The organism is Streptomyces sp. R-07 (assembly GCF_049913175.1).
GTDB lineage: Bacteria > Actinomycetota > Actinomycetes > Streptomycetales > Streptomycetaceae > Streptomyces.
Genome location: NZ_CP183978.1, coordinates 2,162,093 through 2,178,185, shown reverse-complemented (window position 1 = coordinate 2,178,185; position 16,093 = coordinate 2,162,093). Strand labels below are relative to the sequence as shown.

The window sequence follows — 16,093 nt, the reverse complement described above, 5'->3', positions numbered from 1 at the left end:
AGGGGCCGGCAACAGGCCTGTGCGGCCTCTTTTTGCTCCTGTTACCGCCGGTCACCTCAGGGCGGCCATCCGCGTCCCGCCCTTCAGCGTGCCGGTCAGGTCCGCCCGGCTGCCCGGCGCCGCCTTCACCGCGAGGAACCGGCCCTGGGACCGCCCCGTCACCCCGTGCGAGAGGTCGAGCGCGGTGAACTCCTCCGTGCCGGCGGCCACCACGTACCAACCGCCCCCCGGCGCCTGCCACAGCACGCCCGCGAGGACCCGGGGATCCCGCACCCCGCAGGCCGGCGAACCCTCGGAGCGGGCCGCGAGCGCGGCCGGCACCTCGGGCGACGGGACCAGGAACTGGGCGAGGACCCGACTGCCCGTGCCCCGCCAGGTCTCCGCGCGCGTGCACAGCCAGGTGCCGAGCCCGGCGCCCTCCGGCAGCGGCTGCCGGGCGAACCGCCAGGCGTTCACCGAGCGCACCCCGTGCGCCCGCACCTCCGTCAGCTGGCACGCCGTCCGCGCCCACGCCTGCCGGGCCTCCGCCCCCGTCGCGTCCACGGCCGCGGCGGGCGGCCCCCACAGCAGCCGCGCGGGCGCGAGCTCGCCGAGGTCGGTGAGCAGCCGCAGCCCCGAACCGTCCCGCACCTGGAGCGTGTTCCAGCGGGTGCAGGCGCCGGCCCGCGCGGGGCTCGGCACGGGATCGGTCACCCCGTCGGCGTCCCGCACCAGCGGCCGCGGCCCCTTCGAGGGCGCGAGGAGGTCCCGTACGGCCGTCTCCCGCACCCAGGGGGCCGTCAGATAGCGGACGTTGCCCGCAGCGCGCGAGACGACGAGCGCCGCCGAACCGATCGTGTCGGCCGCGTCCGTCCGCGCGAAGTCCAGCGCGGCGCCCGTCGTCCCCTCGGCCGGCTCCGCGTACCGCACGGCCCGCAGCCCGTCGTGGAAGAGCACCACCCGCATGGCGTCGACCCGGCCCGCGAACAGCAGCTGCGGCGACCCCATCGGCGGGCCGACGGGCGTCCCCGGTGTCGCGGACGACCGTACGGAGCCACCGGGCCGGGCCCACACGGCGAGCGCCCGCCGCAGCAGCGCGCTGTCGCCGGTCAGCCCGCCGCGCGCGGGCCACGTGGAGAAGTCCCGCCGCGTCGCCCCCGGCCACACGTCGGGGCCCACCCGCTTGACGGCCCCGGGGTCGAGGGCGGCCTCGGCGGCGGGGTTACGGGCGTACGAGGGCGCAGCAGCACCGTTTCTGCCCCAGCCGTCCCCGGGCAGCCCGAGCAGCGTCCCGCACACCGCGAGCGCCACGACGGCGACGAACGCGGCGCGGGCGTGCTGTCGCCGCCGCATGAGATCGGTGGGGCGCGCCTGCAGGGCACAGGGATCGAACTCGTCCGACTCGAGGAGGGCGGCACCACTGAGGCGCGGGGAGGGCCGTGGGGTCTTGGGCGCCGAGGGGGTGCCAGGTCCGTCGGAGTCGTGGGGCCCGCCCGCGCGGGGGGTTCGGCCCACGGCGCCGAGGCCGTTCGCCGACAGGCCGCCGCCCCTTCCCGGGCCGCCCTGTTCGCCGACCCGGTCGGGGCGGGTTCCCGGACCCTCGACGCCGTCGAGGTCGCTCGCGGGCGCGCCGGGGCCTCCGGCGGCCCTCCCGGGCCCGGGCCGTCCGCCCACGCGGGCCGGGCCGGGGGTCGGGTCCTCCGTCGGGTCCATGGCATCCAGGGCATCCATGGCGTCGGCCTCCGCCAGGGCGGCCGCCGGGTCGTCGACGCCCGCCGCCGCCAGGACGCGCAGGACCTCGGGGTCGCCCTGGCGCTCCAGACCGCGGAGCACGTAGGCCGCGCGCCCGGGCCCGGAGAGCCGGGACAGCCGCTGGTCCAGGGCGAGTTCGTCGGCGCCGCCCACGCGGGGGAAGAGCCGGAGCCCCCACACGTGCGGCAGCAGCGGCGGGAACTGGGCCCGGTGCGGCAGGGCGAGGCGCCGGAGCGGCAGCCCGGCGACCAGCGCCTGCCGCAGAACCTCGCCCCGCACGTACGCGTAGCCGGGATCCACGGCGTCCTCGGCCTGCCGGGGCCCGGGCAGCGCCGGGCCGGGGACCCGGCGGCGGGGCAGCGACCGCTGGACGAGGGCGTGGGCGGTCAGCACCCGGCGGTTGCGGCCGAGGGCCGGCGGCAGGACGAGATACGCGATACGGACGAGCCGCGGATACCGCTCGACGAGGGCGGCCTCGGCCTGCTCGACGTCGAGGGGGCCCACGGGGGAGGGAACGAGATCCTGGGTGCTCACGTTCAGCAGAACGAGCGATTCTTCCGATGGTCACCCCGGACGGCGCGGAGCGGGCGGGCGCGCGAACGGCCGTGCGGGCAGGCACGAAGCCCACCCGCCCGTGCAGGCACGCGCCCGCGCCCCCGCCCGTGTGGGCAATCGTCCCGCTGGGGCGGGACGGGTGGGCACACGGGACGGCGCCCTCCGCGGGCGCCTCCGCCTTCCGTGCCTGCACCCGCACCACCTTGCACGGCGCGTACCTGGTGCGGGTCAGGGCGCGGAAGCCTGGGCCCGGCACGGGGCGCCGTCCGCTGTGCCCACCCGTTTCGCCCCAGCGGAACGTTTGCCCACAACGGCGAGGCGGCGGACCGCAACAAAAGCGGCACGGGCGCAGCCCCGGCGGGAGCGGGCGCGCGCAACGGGTCGCGCCTCAGGCCGACGACACCGTCAGTCGTTCCCGGATCCGTTCCGTCACCTCGTCCGGGACGCCCAGACCCTCCCGTACGTACTTCTCCATCGACCCGTGCCGCACCGCCACCTCCTCCAGCGCCGCGTCCAGGTACTCCGGCAGGACCCCGATCAGTTCGAGCGCGAGCTCGGGGTCGCCGCCCTGGGCCGTGAAGCCCTCGATCATCGGCGCGAACGCCAGCCGCACCGCCGGGTTGACCGCCAGGTACTCCGCCCGCACCGTCTCCTCGTCCGCGCCGAGCAGCGACAGCACGACCGTCGCCGCCCAGCCCGTACGGTCCTTGCCGGCCGAGCAGTGGAAGAGCAGCGGCCCCGCGCCCGGCGTGCCCAGTTCGCCGAGCAGGGCCCGGTAGGAGGCGCGGGCGGAGTCGCCGGAGACGAAGGTCCGGTAGGTCCGGGCGAAGGCCGCCCGGACCCGGCCGCCGCCGAGGTGTTCCTCGGTGAGCGCCGGGTCGGCGAGCAGGGACTTCAGGCGCGCGGCGGGCGGGAGTCCGCTGCCGGCCAGGTAGTCGGCGAGGACGTCCGCGACGAGCAGCCGGGCGCCGGGCGGCAGCCGGTCCGGCCGGTCGTCGCGCTCGGTGGCGGTCCGGAAGTCGACGACGGTGCGGATGCCGAGGCCCGCGACCGGGGGTTCGGCCGGGTCGAGCCGGTCGAGCTGCGCGGAGCGGAGGACGAGGCCGGGCCGGACCGCGCGCCCGTCTCCGAGCGGCAGGCCGCCGAGATCACGGAGGTTGGCGACGGAGGTGGCGGGGATGGCGGGCATGGCGTCGACTCCTCCGATTCGTGCATGTTCGTGTCGACGTTAGTGGATCGCCCTGATTCGAGCAGGTTCGCCCGCCTCAGGGCGCCGGTGTGGGCCGCCCCCACCCCTCCCACTCTCACCCCTTCGTGAGCGCTGCCAGGACCTCCGCCTCCCGTTCCGGGGAGAGGCCGGCGCCGGGGCGGTCCGGGCGTTGGGGTGCGACGCCGCCGAGCGACCGCAGCCACGCCCAGGTGTCCGCGACCGTCTCCTCCACCGGCCGGCAGCGCAGCCCGGCCGCGAGGGCCCGGGAGACGTCGGCGGTGTGCATCGCGTCGTACATCTCGCCCGGCGGCAGCCACACGGGCAGCTCCGTCCAGGGCGCCGCCCCGGCCGCGAGGAGCGCCTCCGGCTCCGTCCAGCGCAGTTCGGCGTCGGCCCCGGTCGCCCGTACGCAGGCGTCGAGCAGCTCGCCCATGGTGGCGTGTTCGGGCGGCGAGACGAGGTTGTACGGCCCCGAGAGCCCGGCCGCCACCGCGTCCAGCGTCCATGCGGCGAGGTCGCGGACGTCGATGTACTGGACCGTCGTCGCGCGCGGCCCGGGCGCGATGACGGGGCCGCCGCGCGCGATCCGGCCCAGCCACCAGGGGAGCCGGCCCACGTTCTCGTACGGGCCGAGGATGAGGCCCGCGCGCACGAGCAGCGTCCGGTCGGCCCCGAAGGCGGCGGTGGCGGCGAGTTCGCCGCCGCGCTTGGCCTCGGCGTAGGGCACGTCCCCGTCGTCCGGGGAGCCCTCCACCAGCGGGCCGTCCTCCGCGATCCCGGCGGCGGCCGGCCAGGCGTACACGGAGCGGCTGGACACGTACGCGTACCGCCCCACCCGGTCCGCGAGCAGCCGGGCCGCGTCCCGTACCGCCGAGGGCGCGGCCGACCAGGTGTCCACGACGGCGTCCCAGGAGCCGGTCGCGAGGGCGGCGAGTCCGTCGGGGGCGGTGCGGTCCCCGATCAGCGACACGGCTCCCGCCGGGGCCTCGTGGCGGCCCCGGTGGAAGACCGTCACCTCCCAGCCCCGTTCGAGCGCGGCCTCGACGATCGCGCGGCCGACGAACTCCGTACCTCCGAGCATCAGCAGTTTCATGATCCGAGCCTGCCCGGCGGGGGAGGCGGGGGCCAGGGAGTTCCGCTCCCGGAGGATTCCGCCAGGGGAGGAACGGCGCCGACGAGGGCGTGCAGGGCGGTCTGTTCGGCCATCTGGCGGGATGACACCATTGCGGACGATGACGGATGTCCGGTCGCCCCTGCGCGCCCTGCGAGCCGCGCTCTTCGCGGTCGTGTGCGTGGCTTTGGCCGCTGTGGGGCATTCGTCCATGTCTGCGCACCAGCTCCCGGCGACCTCGCTGTCCGGCGCCTTCGCCGTGACGGCGGCGGCCGCCTGGGCGGCGGCCGGACGGCGCCGGGGCACGTCCACGATCGCGGGGGCGCTGCTGGTGTTCCAGGGCGCGCTCCATCTGTTCTTCTCGACGGTGGGCCACTCGACGGCGCCGTACACGCAGGGGATGCACCACGCGATGCCGGGCATGGACGGCATGGACGGCATGGACAACATGCCCGGCATGGACGGCATGGCCATGGGCATCGCCGACCCCGCGACCACCGCCCCTTCCATGGGCACCGGCTCCGGCGTCGGCATGCTCGCCGTCCACCTCCTCGCCGCGCTCCTCTGCGGCCTCTGGCTGGCCCATGGCGAAGCCGCGTTCTTCGCGCTCGCCCGTGCCGCCCTCGCGTACGCCTTCACGCCACTCCGCCTGCTGCGCGCCCTCGTCCCCGTCCCCCAGACCCCGCGCCGCCCGGTCCGCCGGGTGCGGCGGAACGCCCGCCGCCCGCACGCCGTCGTCCTCGCGCACACCCTGTCCCGGCGCGGCCCGCCCCGGCTGTCCGTACCCCGCGCCACGGCCCTCGGAGCACACGTCTGACCCGGGGGTCGCTTCCCCCTGTCGACATACCGACTCCAAGGACAGTCCGTCATGACCCTCGACGATCTCGCACGCCCGGAAACCCCCGAGGCGCCACCGTCGCTCCCCACCCGGCCCGGCACCTGGAGCGCCCTGCGCCCCCTCGTCCTGCGCCTCCACTTCTACGCGGGCGTGCTCGTCGCCCCGTTCCTCCTCGTGGCCGCCGTCAGCGGCCTGCTCTACGCGCTCTCCTTCCCGGCGGAGAAGATCGTCTACGCGCACGAGCTGGAGGTCCCCGTCGGCGACACCACCCTCCCGCTCTCCCAGCAGGTGAACACCGCCCGCAAGGTCGACCCGAACGGCACCGTCACCGCCGTCTGGCCCGGTGCCGAACCCGGCGCGACGACCCGGGTCCTGATGGCCGACCCCGACGTCCCCGAAGGCACTTCGCTGGCCGTCTTCGTCGACCCGTACACCGGTGACGTACGGGGACAGCTGCCCAGCTACGGCAGCTCCGGCGCCCTCCCGCTGCGCACCTGGATCGACGGGCTCCACCGCGATCTGCACCTCGGCGACCTCGGCCGCAACTACAGCGAAATCGCCGCGAGCTGGCTGTGGTTGATCGCGCTCGGAGGCGTCCTGCTCTGGGCCGGCCGGCGGCGGAAGAACCGCCGCTCCCTCCTGCTGCCCGAAGGGGGCCCGAAGTCCCGCCGCCGCACGCTCTCCTGGCACGGCTCGGTCGGCCTGTGGGCGGCGGTCGGCCTCGTCCTGCTCTCGGCCACGGGCCTGACCTGGTCGCGGTACGCCGGCGACAACATCGGCACCGTCCAGGACGCTCTCGGCGGAGCGACGCCGAAGCTGTCGGCGGGGGCGGCGCCGTCCTCGGAGCACGAGGGCCACGGCGGCGGGCACCACGGTGGTACGCGTACGAGCCCGCAGGGCGCGGACATCGGTCTCGACAAGGCGGTCGAGGCGGCCCGCGCGGCGGGCATCGACAGCCCCAGGATCTCGATCACGCTCCCCGCCGAGGGCAAGGGGTACGTGGTCAAGGAGACCGACACGCAGTTCCCGGTCCAGCTGGACTCGGTGGCGCTGGACCCGACGGACGGCACGGTCCTCGACCACCTGCGCTTCACGGACTACCCGCTGCTCGCGAAGCTGACCCGGATCGGCATCGACGCGCACACCGGCGTCTTCCTGGGCCTGTTCAACCAACTGGCGCTCGCGGCGCTCGCGCTGGCCCTGATCCTGCTGATCCTCTGGGGCTACCGCATGTGGTGGCTGCGCCGTCCGGGCCGCCCGGTGGCGCGCGGGGCGTGGCGGAAGGTTCCGGTGACGCTGCTGCTGCCGCTCGTGGCGGTGACGGCGCTCGTCGCCTGGTTCGTACCGCTGCTCGGTCTGAGCCTGCTGCTGTTCCTGACCGTGGACCTCGCCCTGGCGCTGGTCTCCCGGCTCCGGGCGAGGTCCCGAACGGCCTGATCAGGGGATGTACTTGTAGCCGACCCGCCGCACGGTCTGGATCGTGTGGCGGTGCTCGGCACCCAGCTTGCGGCGCAGCCGGGCCACGTGCACGTCGACCGTCCGGCCGTCTCCCACGTGCCCGTACCCCCACACCGTCGTGACCAACTGGTCACGCGTGTGCACCCGGTGAGGGTGCGCCACCAGGTGGGCGAGCAGCTCGAATTCGAGGTAGGTCAGGTCCAGTGCCTGCCCGTCGACGAGGGCGATCCGCCGGACGCCGTCGATGGTCACCGGCCCCTGCTCCTCCGCCGCGACGGCGGCCGGGGCGGGGGCGGGGGCCACGGGCAGGTGCGGCTGCTGATCGGCCGGGACGAGGACGAGGTACCCGACCATCGGCGGACGGCCCGGCAGCGTCGGGAGCGTGTGCTGCGGCGCGGGCAGCAGGGTGGCGCCGGGCGGCAGGAAGTCCGCGACCTGGGAGAGGTCGACGACCTCGTTCGGATCGACGGCACGCAGTCGGTGCCGGCCGGGACGGACGGCCGTGAGGGAAGCGCTCTGGGTGTGGGCCATGGCAGGTCAGCTCTTTCGCGCGAGGGAAACGGACGGAGAGGTCTCGTACGTCGTGCGCGTGGGCCGAAGGCCGGGGATCGGACCGTACCGATCGGGGCTTTAGAGGGCCGACGCGTTCCTCACGCGTCGACAGCACCGGTCGAAGTCGTGGTGCTGCCGGGAAGGCCAGAACGGCTCGAGGTCGTGACGACCCGTCGCGGTGTCGTTCTGCATGCTGGCCATATCCCTATTAAACCAGGAGGGAAACAGGCTGAGCACCCCCTGTCACGTCACATCCCGCCCGACCGTCTGGAAACCGGCCCCGGCTCAACCCGTCAGCCGTCTCCGCCAGTCGAGCCCGGTGACCAGGATCGCCTGCCCCGGGTCCCCGTCCCACCGCACGCTCAGCCCCTGCCCGCGCAGCGCCGCGGCCACCTCCTCGCCGACCGCCGCCGTCGCCCCCGCCGAGTCGTCGAACCCGCCGTACAGCAGATGCAGCGGCCCGCCGGCCGCCGCGCCCTCGGTGCACTGGGTGGGGAAGAACACGAACCCACGTGCCCCATCCGCCCCGTCTTCCGCGCCGATCTCCGCCGTGCCGCAGGACCGGCAGCACGTGAAGTTCTCGCGGGCGACGATCCCGGCCGCGTCCAGCTCGGCGAAGGCGGCGGTGACCCGCTCGGGGTCGGTCACGCCCTCCCAGCCCGCCATCTCCTCGACCCGTTCCAGCCACAGCCGGTCCACGAGCGCCTCGACCTGCTCCCGGGACACCAGGTGCTCGGCCGGGGAGAACACCTCCTCCTGCGCGACCCGGGTCAGCTGTGCCCGGTCGCCGTAGCCGATGCGCCGAACGAGCCCGGTCAGGTCCTCCTCGGACGGCCGGACGTACGTCTCCCCGTTCTCGGTCTCCACCGTGATGTCGAGCATGGCCCCACTGTTCCAGGCGGCACTGACAACGCGACAGGGGCGCCCGCCGTACGAAACGGTGGGCGCCCCTGTCCGGGAGTGCGGGGGATCAGACCTGGCCGGCCTTCTCCAGGGCCTCGCAGCAGGTGTCCACGATCAGGCGGGTCACCACGTACGGGTCCACGTTCGCGTTGGGGCGGCGGTCCTCGATGTAGCCCTTCTGGTCCTGCTCGACCTGCCACGGGATGCGGACCGAGGCGCCGCGGTCCGAGACGCCGTAGGAGTACTCGTCCCACGGGGCGGTCTCGTGCAGGCCCGTCAGGCGCTCGTCGATGCCGGCGCCGTAGTTCTTGACGTGGTCGAGCGGCTTCGAGCCCTCGCCCAGCGACTCGCACGCGGTGATGATCGCGTCGTAGCCCTCGCGCATCGCCTTGGTGGAGAAGTTGGTGTGCGCGCCCGCGCCGTTCCAGTCGCCCTTCACCGGCTTCGGGTCGAGCGTCGCGGAGACGTTGAAGTCCTCGGCCGTGCGGTAGAGCAGCCAGCGGGCGATCCACAGCTGGTCCGAGACCTCCAGCGGGGCCAGCGGGCCGACCTGGAACTCCCACTGGCCGGGCATGACCTCGGCGTTGATGCCGGAGATGCCGAGACCGGCCTTGAGGCAGTTCTCCAGGTGCGCCTCGACGACCGGGCGGCCGAAGATCTCGTCCGCGCCGACGCCGCAGTAGTAGCCGCCCTGAGCCGCCGGGAAGCCGTTGATCGGGAAGCCGAGCGGGCGGGTGCCCTCGAAGAAGGTGTACTCCTGCTCGATGCCGAAGATCGGCTCCTGGGCGCCGTACTTCGCGGCGACCTCGGCCAGCGCGGCACGCGTGTTGGACTCGTGCGGCGTCATGTCCGTGTTGAGGACCTCGCACAGCACCAGGACGTCGTTGCCGCCGCGGATCGGGTCCGGGCAGGAGAAGACCGGCTTGAGGACGCGGTCCGAGGCGTGGCCCTTGGCCTGGTTCGTGCTGGAGCCGTCGAAACCCCAGATCGGCAGCGCGTCGAGGGCGAGACCCTCACCGGCGATGATCTTCGTCTTGGAGCGAAGCTTCGCGGTCGGCTCGGTGCCGTCGATCCAGATGTACTCAGCCTTGAAGGTCACGGGTCTCATCCTTTGGCGTGCTGCTGCGGGGTTCCGCTGCGGCTCGCGGCACTGCGAGAAGCTGCGGTCTCTGCGCTGACTGCGCGGTTTGTGTTCGACCGCAGCTTCGCAACACGGGATTTCCCGTCGGTTGCCCGTTTGTGAACCCCGTGTTACTCAGCCTTCCTGATTTTCGCGCAGCCGCCGTGCGACGGCGTGGGCGTCGAGGAGCGCGCCGAGTCCCGCGCCCCGCACCCGCCGGACCACCTCGGCGTACGAGGTGCCGAGCGCCTCCGCGGTCCGGCCGAGGTGCCAGTCGCAGTCCGCGAGCCGGTTCAGGAGGTACCCCTTCCGGATCTGGTTCTCCGAGAGCCGGAAGGTCTTCAGGTACGCCGCCCGCCCCTTCCGGTCGGTGATCACCTCGCCGATGTGCTGCTCCCGCCCGCCGCGCTCGAACGGCGGAAGGAACCGGTACAGGTCGAACCGCCCCATCCGGTGGACCCGCTCGAAGGAGTACGAGGTCTCCCGCAGGTCCCGCGCCATCAGCCCGTCGTGCGCCACCGTCCAGGCCCGCTCCTGCTCCCGCGCCGCCGCCCGCAGGTCCGCGAGGCTCCGGATGCCGCCGGCCCCGTCCCGGATCCGAGCCGTGAACTCGGGCACCGGGGCGCCGTAGTGCGCGTACTGGTGGACCAGCTCCCCGTACAGGTCCTCCACCAGCGTCGGATGCAGCAGCCGGTAGTCGTCCGGGTGCGGCACCACGAAGGCCGCGGCCAGCGCGTCCGCCACGTACAGGAGCAGCCCGCACTGCCCCGGATACAGCTCGAAGACCCGCAGTGCCTCCCCGAGCCCGGGCACGGACCATCCCGCGTACGCCGCCTCGGCCCGCGGCGAGAGACCGCGCCGCAACGCCTCCCGGGACCAGTCGTCCCAGACGACGGACGGCCCGCCGAAGTGCAGCGCGAGATACCCCTCCAGGGCGAGGTGCAGCGGCAGGAACCGCAGCCGCCGTTCCCCCTGCCGGCGCTTGGCCATGCGGTGGAGCCGGCGCACGGGCACGGTCGGCGGCGCCCCCGCGGGTGTCCCCGAGCCGCCGAGCCGCGTCCCGTACGCGGCGGACTCCGCGCCCGTCCCCGTCCAGTCGGCGACGAAGCCGTGCGGGATGTACGAGGTGTAGGTCGTGCGGTCGCCGAGGTCGACGGAGGCCGCGCCCCACCCCTCGTACACCTCCCGCCCGAGCCGCAGCCCCGGCACCGGCTCGTCCCGTACGAGTGGCACGAGCCGTACCCCGCCCCACACCTGCGCGGGCCGCACACCGAGCCCGGTCAGATCGATCCGGGTCACCCTTCCGCCCCCTTCAGGAACAGCTCCACCCGCCGGTCCAGATAGGACCGGAGCTCCGCGAAACCCGTCCGCCCCTCCGCGAACTGCGCGATCTCCACCAGGGCCGCCAGATCCTCCGCGTCCCGGATCCCGGCCGTCGGCACGCTCGGGGCCAGCCGGCGCACGTCGAAGCCCTCGGCGTCGTATACGGGGTTCAGGTGTACGACGCTCGTCCGCCGCTCCGGATCCAGCCGCGTCCGCCACACCCGCAGCACCTCACCCGCCAGCCCCGGAGGGGCGTTGTCCCAGCCGTCGGAGACGATCACCAGACGCTCGGCACCGGTCTCCAGGGCGTCCAGGATCCGCAGGCCGAGCGGGGTCGGCCCGTAGGGGTGGACGAGCAGCGGATCGTCCCGGCCCGACGTCCACAGCGGGGTGTACGCCCCCGGCGACGCGAGGGCCTCCAGGAGGAAGTGGCAGCCGAGGGCCACGGCCAGCGGACGCCGCCGCTTCACCGCCGAACCGGAGGAGGAGAAGCTGTCGTCGAGGACGGCCGCCACCCGCCCCCAGCTCCCGGCGTACGGCCCCGCCGCGCGCCGGGCGGCCGCGCGCAGTGCACCCGTCAGCTCGGCCCGCCGTTCCACCCGCTCGCCGAACGGGAGCGCCAGCACGTACAGGGCGAGCCGGGTGAGCGGCATGACCGACAGATCGGCCGCCCGGTCCGTGCGCAGTCGTTCGAGGCGGGTCATCCGGGGCGCGATCCGCTCCAGGAACACGGCGCGGGGCACCCCGTGCTTCGCGGCGAAGCCCTCGGCGACCGTGAACGGCAGCTCGTACAGCGCTCCCTGCTCGTAGTGCGCCCGGCGGTGCGCGTCGAGCGTGGCGTTCTCGTACCGGACCCGGCGGCCCGGTGCGAAGAGGAAGTCGCCCGCCTCGGCGTCGGGCAGCCGCCCGTGGACGTGCCGGAGGGCGGTCTTCAGACCGGTCCGGTACTTCACCGCGTCCAGCGCGGGATCGGGCCGGGCCGCGAGCCACGCGCGCACGATCGCGCGCGTGCGGCGGTTGTTGACCCGGGCGGCGCGCAGCGCGCCGAACAGGCGGTAGACCCGCGGCGGCGGCAGCTGCGCGAGGCGGGCGGCGATCAGCCGGCCCTCGCCCGGCTCCGCCTCCTTCGGCGTGCGGAGCAGGTGCTCGATGACGAGCGCGGCGTTGTGGTCGTTGATGTCGAGCGCGAGGGCGGCGGCGTACACGGGCCGGTAGTTGACGCGTACGTATTCATGGAGGAACGCGAGCGAGAAGCGCTGCTCGGCGGCGGACGAGCGGAACTCGCGCTGGCCGGTGGCGGTCACGGCGGCGTTGACGAAGAGGAGCACGTCCTCGGCCGCGACGAGCTCGGACACGGTGCTCTCCCTCCAGCGCACGGGTGCCGGCCGGGGAATGAGGGCGCGAACAGCGAAGACGTTGCTTCAGAGGCAGGTTCCGGAAGTCGCACCGGAGTCCCGCGGCCGGCCCGGGAACGCTAACACCGGGCCGGGGGAGGTCCGCCAGCGGATTACGGCCGCAGGGGCCCTTGTCAGTGCCGCCCGGCAGACTGGGGGCATGGCGAAGCACCTGGGCGTGAAGCCCCGTATCGGACTCCTCGGCACCGGCCCCTGGGCCGCCCGCACGCACGCGCCCGCGCTCGCCGGGCATCCGGGCGTCGAGTTCAGCGGGGTGTGGGGCAGACGCCCCGACGCGGCCGCCGCCCTCGCCGACGCGTCCGGCACGCGCGCTTACGAGGACGTGGACGCCCTCCTCGCCGCGAGCGACGCCGTCGCCCTGGCCCTCCCGCCGGACATCCAGGCCCCCCTCGCGGTCCGGGCCGCGGAGGCCGGCTGCCACGTCCTGCTCGACAAGCCGGTCGCCACGACCCCGGCGCTCGCCCGCGAGGTGGCCGAGGCGGTGGAGGCGGCCGGGGTCGCCTCGGTGGTCTTCTGCACGCTGCGGTTCGCGGAGCCGACGGCCCGCTGGATCGAGGAGCAGACCGCGGCGGGCGGCTGGTTCCTCGGCGAGGCCCACTGGCTGGGCTCGCTCTACGGACCCGGCTCCGCCAGCGCGTACGCGGCCTCGCCCTGGCGGCGGGAGAAGGGCGGACTGTGGGACGTCGGCCCGCACGTCCTCTCCGTCTACCTGCCGGTCCTCGGCGACGTCACCGGGATCACCGCCGCCCCGGGCCCGGGCGACACCCACCACCTGGTGCTGCGCCACGCGTCGGGAGCGAGCAGCACGGCCACCCTCACCCTGAGCGCGCCCCCGGAGGCGGCGGAGGCGGCCCTCACCCTGTACGGCACCCGGGGCCGGGCCGAACTGCCCCGCTGGGACGGCGCGCTGGGGGCCTTCGCCGCGGCCGTGGACGCCCTGGTCACCGCGGCCCGCACGGGCGAACCCCACGCCTGCGACGCCCGCTTCGGCCTCCGCATCACGGAGATCCTGACGGAGGCGGAGCACGCCGCGGCCCGCGCCTGACGACCCGGCTCGGCCGGTCATGCGGAAGAGGCTGGGCCGAGGCTCTCGGAGAGGGCGTCGCACAGGGCGTCCAGAGCGGGCCCGTACAGCCGTTCCGGTGGGGTGGCGTAGCCGACGACCAGGCCGTCCGGCTGGGCGGGGCCTTGGGCGTCGGGGTGGCGGTAGGCGGCCAGTCCCTCCGTGGCGACCCCGTGCCGGGCCGCCGCCGCGAGCGCCGCGCGCTCCGTGCCGACGGGCAGCTCCAGGACGGCGTGGAGACCGGCGGCGATCCCCGTCACCCGTACCTCCGGCACCCGTTCGGCGAGCACCGCCGCGAGCCGGTCGCGCCGCTCCCGGTGGCGGCGGCGCATGCGCCGGACGTGCCGGTCGTACGCGCCGGAGCCGAGGAGGTCGGCGAGCGTGAGCTGCTCCGTGGCCGGGGCGTACGGTTCGCGTTCCCCCTTCGCGGCGACGACGCCGTCCACGAGCGCCGCCGGCAGGCACATCCAGCCGAGCCGCAGCGCGGGGGAGAGGCTCTTGCTGACGGAGCCGAGGAGGACGGTCCGTTCCGGGTCGAGGCCCTGGACGGCGCCCACGGGCCGCCGGTCGTAGCGGAACTCCCCGTCGTAGTCGTCCTCCACCACGAGCCCGTCGGACCGCCGCGCCCACTCCAGGACGCCGGCCCGGCGCTCGGGGTGCAGCGGCCCGCCGGTGGGGAACTGATGGGCCGGCGTGAGCAGCACCGCGCCGGCCCCGGGCGGGATCTCCCCGGTCCGCGCCCCGTCCTCGTCGACGGCCACGGGCACCGTGCGGATCCCGGCCTCGGCGAGGAGCCCGCGGTGGAAGGGCAGTCCGTACGCCTCGACGGCCCAGGGGCGTTCCGTACCGAGGACCCGGGCGAGCAGCCGCAGCGCGTGCGCGGCGCCCGAGCAGACCACGATCCGCTCGGGCGTGGTGCGTACGCCCCGCACGCGCGCGAGGTACTCGGCCAGCGCCCGGCGCAGTTCGATCCGGCCGTGCGGGTCGCCGGTCCCGAAGGCCTCGTGCGGCGCCTCGGTCAGGGCCCGCCGGGCCGCCGCAAGCCAGGCCCCGCGCGGGAAGGCGCCGGGGTCGGGCTTGCCCTGGACGAGGTCGTACGGGAGGGGCGGCGGCGCGGCGGGCCGCGGGGGCCCCGGGGCGGGCGCGGCGACCCGGTCGGCGACCCGGGTGCCGGAACCCTGACGGGAGGCCAGCCACCCCTCGGCGACCAGCTCGGCGTACGCGTCGGCGACGGTGTTGCGGGCGATCCCCAGGTCGGCGGCGAGGGACCGGTAGGGCGGCAGCCGCGTCCCGGGAGCGAGCCGCCCCTCGCGCACGGCCTCGCGCAGGGCCCTGATGAGCGCGGCCCGCCGGCTGCCGTCCGCGCCGAGGTCCAGATGCAGATCGTTCCCGAGCGAGTCGGCGCCGGTCACCGTCCCTCACCCGCCACGAGGCTCCCGCCGTCGCCGGCCTTTCCGTCGCCCGTGTCACCGCGGTCGTCCATGAGGTCCCGTACCCCCGTCAGGAACCGCCGTACGGCCCGGGTCTCGGTCTCCGTGAAGCCGCCGAGCAGCGCGACCGTCCCGTCGATGAGCGGTCCGAAGTGCGCGCGGCCCAGTTCCTTCGCCCGGTCCTCCACGGTCAGCAGGACGCGCCTCCGGTCCCGGGTGTCACGCGACCGGGCCACGTACCCGAGCCGTTCGAGCCGGTCGACGACGGCGGTCGTACCGGCCGAGTTGAGGCCGAGGCGCTCGCCGAGCCATCCCGCGGTCGCGTCCGTACCGGCACGCGCGGCGTCGAGGAGGCAGATCAGGGCCCGTACGTCCGTCGGGTGCATTCCGTTGCGGGCGGCGAACTCGCCCTGGCGCAGGCCGTATTCGACCGTGACCTCGCGCAACAGATGAAAGACGCGCATCTCCAATAACTCGGCCACCCTGTCCTCCTATTATCTCGCTGAGCGAGATTATCGCCGAACGAGAGGACGAGCACCATGTCGTACACCGCCGCCTACGAAGCCGTCCTCTCCACGTGGCCCCACCCCACCACCACCTCGGAACTCCGCACGCCCCACGGCGCCACCCACGTCCTCCACCACGGCCCCGAGGACGGGCCGCCGGTCCTCCTCCTGCCCGGGGGCGGGGCCACCGCCTGCTCCTGGCGGACGACGGCCACCACGCTCGGCGCGACGCACCGGGTCCACGCCGTCGACCTCGTCGGGGGACCGGGCCGCAGCCGGGCGGACGGCCGGCCGATCCGTACCGCCGCCGACCTCACGGACTGGCTCGACGCCCTCCTCGACGGCCTCGGGCTCACCTCGGCGGCCTTCTGCGGCCACTCGTACGGAGGGTGGATCGCACTCCGGTACGCCCTGGCGGCCCCCGACCGGACCGACCGCCTCGTCCTGCTCGACCCCACCGGCTGCTTCGCCGGCTTCCGCCCCGGCTACCTCCTGCGCGCCCTGCCCGTGCTGCTGCGCCCGACGCCCGCGCGGACGGAGGCCTTCCTTGACCGGGAGGCGCGCGGCGCGGAGCACGACCCGGTGGTGCGGCACCTCGACGCCCTGGCGGCGGAGCTCCCCCGGCACCGCCCGGTCACGGGCCCCCGCCCGACCGGTGCCGAACTGGCCGCCCTGCGCCCCCCGACGCTGATGCTCCTCGCCGGGCGGAGCGGCGTCCACGACGCGGCCCGGGTCGCGGCCCGCGCCCGGGCGGCCGTCCCCGGCATCGTGACGAGGACCCTGCCGGCCGCGACCCACCACACCTTCGCGGCGGACCTTCCGCCCACCGCGCTGTCGGAGATCGCGGACTTCCTGACGGGCTGACTCCTGACTTCCTG

General features: G+C 75.1%; 14 protein-coding genes. 4 read left to right on the top strand and 10 right to left on the bottom strand.

Annotation, left to right across the window (positions count from 1 at the left end; all coding sequences use genetic code 11):
• Nucleotides 1–51 precede the first annotated feature (51 nt).
• From ACN9M0_RS09760 to ACN9M0_RS09750, 3 genes are all read right to left on the bottom strand, one after another.
• Nucleotides 52–2,265: a hypothetical protein gene (locus tag ACN9M0_RS09760; RefSeq protein WP_426403437.1), complete on the bottom strand. Its 2,214-nt coding sequence runs from the start codon at nt 2,263–2,265 to the stop codon at nt 52–54.
• A 409-nt stretch (nt 2,266–2,674) separates the two neighbouring features.
• Nucleotides 2,675–3,475 (bottom strand): tyrosine-protein phosphatase, encoded by an 801-nt coding sequence (locus ACN9M0_RS09755; protein WP_399696573.1) that lies wholly within the window; start codon nt 3,473–3,475, stop codon nt 2,675–2,677.
• Between the two features lie 115 nt (nt 3,476–3,590).
• On the bottom strand, nt 3,591–4,589 hold the full coding sequence (locus ACN9M0_RS09750) for an NAD-dependent epimerase/dehydratase family protein (RefSeq protein WP_399696571.1): 999 nt from the start codon (nt 4,587–4,589) through the stop codon (nt 3,591–3,593).
• 229 nt (nt 4,590–4,818) lie between these two features.
• On the opposite strand from ACN9M0_RS09750, the gene ACN9M0_RS09745 reads away from it, so the two are divergent.
• Together ACN9M0_RS09745 and ACN9M0_RS09740 are read left to right on the top strand one after the other, a co-directional pair.
• Nucleotides 4,819–5,424 (top strand): hypothetical protein, encoded by a 606-nt coding sequence (locus ACN9M0_RS09745; RefSeq protein WP_426403436.1) that lies wholly within the window; start codon nt 4,819–4,821, stop codon nt 5,422–5,424.
• A 51-nt stretch (nt 5,425–5,475) separates the two neighbouring features.
• Nucleotides 5,476–6,882 (top strand): PepSY-associated TM helix domain-containing protein, encoded by a 1,407-nt coding sequence (locus ACN9M0_RS09740; protein ID WP_426403435.1) that lies wholly within the window; start codon nt 5,476–5,478, stop codon nt 6,880–6,882.
• Here ACN9M0_RS09740 and ACN9M0_RS09735 read toward each other — a convergent pair whose 3' ends face one another.
• From ACN9M0_RS09735 to ACN9M0_RS09715, 5 genes are all read right to left on the bottom strand, one after another.
• The gene (locus ACN9M0_RS09735) at nt 6,883–7,434 is read right to left on the bottom strand and encodes a winged helix-turn-helix domain-containing protein (protein WP_366038055.1); all 552 of its coding nucleotides are present in this window, start codon (nt 7,432–7,434) and stop codon (nt 6,883–6,885) included.
• A gap of 306 nt (nt 7,435–7,740) precedes the next feature.
• Complete coding sequence (locus tag ACN9M0_RS09730; RefSeq protein ID WP_426403434.1) at nt 7,741–8,337, bottom strand: DUF6891 domain-containing protein; 597 nt, start codon at nt 8,335–8,337, stop codon at nt 7,741–7,743.
• 88 nt (nt 8,338–8,425) lie between these two features.
• A complete protein-coding gene (glnII, locus tag ACN9M0_RS09725; protein WP_366038056.1) occupies nt 8,426–9,457 on the bottom strand; it encodes a glutamine synthetase in 1,032 nt (343 codons plus the stop codon).
• A 156-nt stretch (nt 9,458–9,613) separates the two neighbouring features.
• Nucleotides 9,614–10,777 (bottom strand): ARPP-2 domain-containing protein, encoded by a 1,164-nt coding sequence (locus ACN9M0_RS09720; RefSeq protein ID WP_426403433.1) that lies wholly within the window; start codon nt 10,775–10,777, stop codon nt 9,614–9,616.
• Nucleotides 10,774–12,156: a hypothetical protein gene (locus ACN9M0_RS09715; protein WP_426403432.1), complete on the bottom strand. Its 1,383-nt coding sequence runs from the start codon at nt 12,154–12,156 to the stop codon at nt 10,774–10,776. Before ACN9M0_RS09715 ends, ACN9M0_RS09720 begins: the two co-directional genes overlap by 4 nt.
• 199 nt (nt 12,157–12,355) lie before the next feature.
• Here ACN9M0_RS09715 and ACN9M0_RS09710 point away from each other — a divergent pair, with 199 nt between their 5' ends.
• A complete protein-coding gene (locus ACN9M0_RS09710; RefSeq protein ID WP_366038059.1) occupies nt 12,356–13,261 on the top strand; it encodes a Gfo/Idh/MocA family protein in 906 nt (301 codons plus the stop codon).
• Between the two features lie 17 nt (nt 13,262–13,278).
• Here the strand turns inward: ACN9M0_RS09710 and ACN9M0_RS09705 are convergent, their stop codons facing one another.
• Nucleotides 13,279–14,691, bottom strand: a complete 1,413-nt coding sequence (locus tag ACN9M0_RS09705) for a PLP-dependent aminotransferase family protein (protein WP_426403431.1) — start codon at nt 14,689–14,691, stop codon at nt 13,279–13,281.
• Entirely contained in the window at nt 14,688–15,173 is a 486-nt protein-coding gene (locus ACN9M0_RS09700) for a MarR family transcriptional regulator (RefSeq protein WP_426405292.1), read from the bottom strand. Before ACN9M0_RS09700 ends, ACN9M0_RS09705 begins: the two co-directional genes overlap by 4 nt.
• A 75-nt stretch (nt 15,174–15,248) precedes the next feature.
• On the opposite strand from ACN9M0_RS09700, the gene ACN9M0_RS09695 reads away from it, so the two are divergent.
• Nucleotides 15,249–16,079: an alpha/beta fold hydrolase gene (locus tag ACN9M0_RS09695; RefSeq protein ID WP_426403430.1), complete on the top strand. Its 831-nt coding sequence runs from the start codon at nt 15,249–15,251 to the stop codon at nt 16,077–16,079.
• Nucleotides 16,080–16,093: the final 14 nt, after the last annotated feature.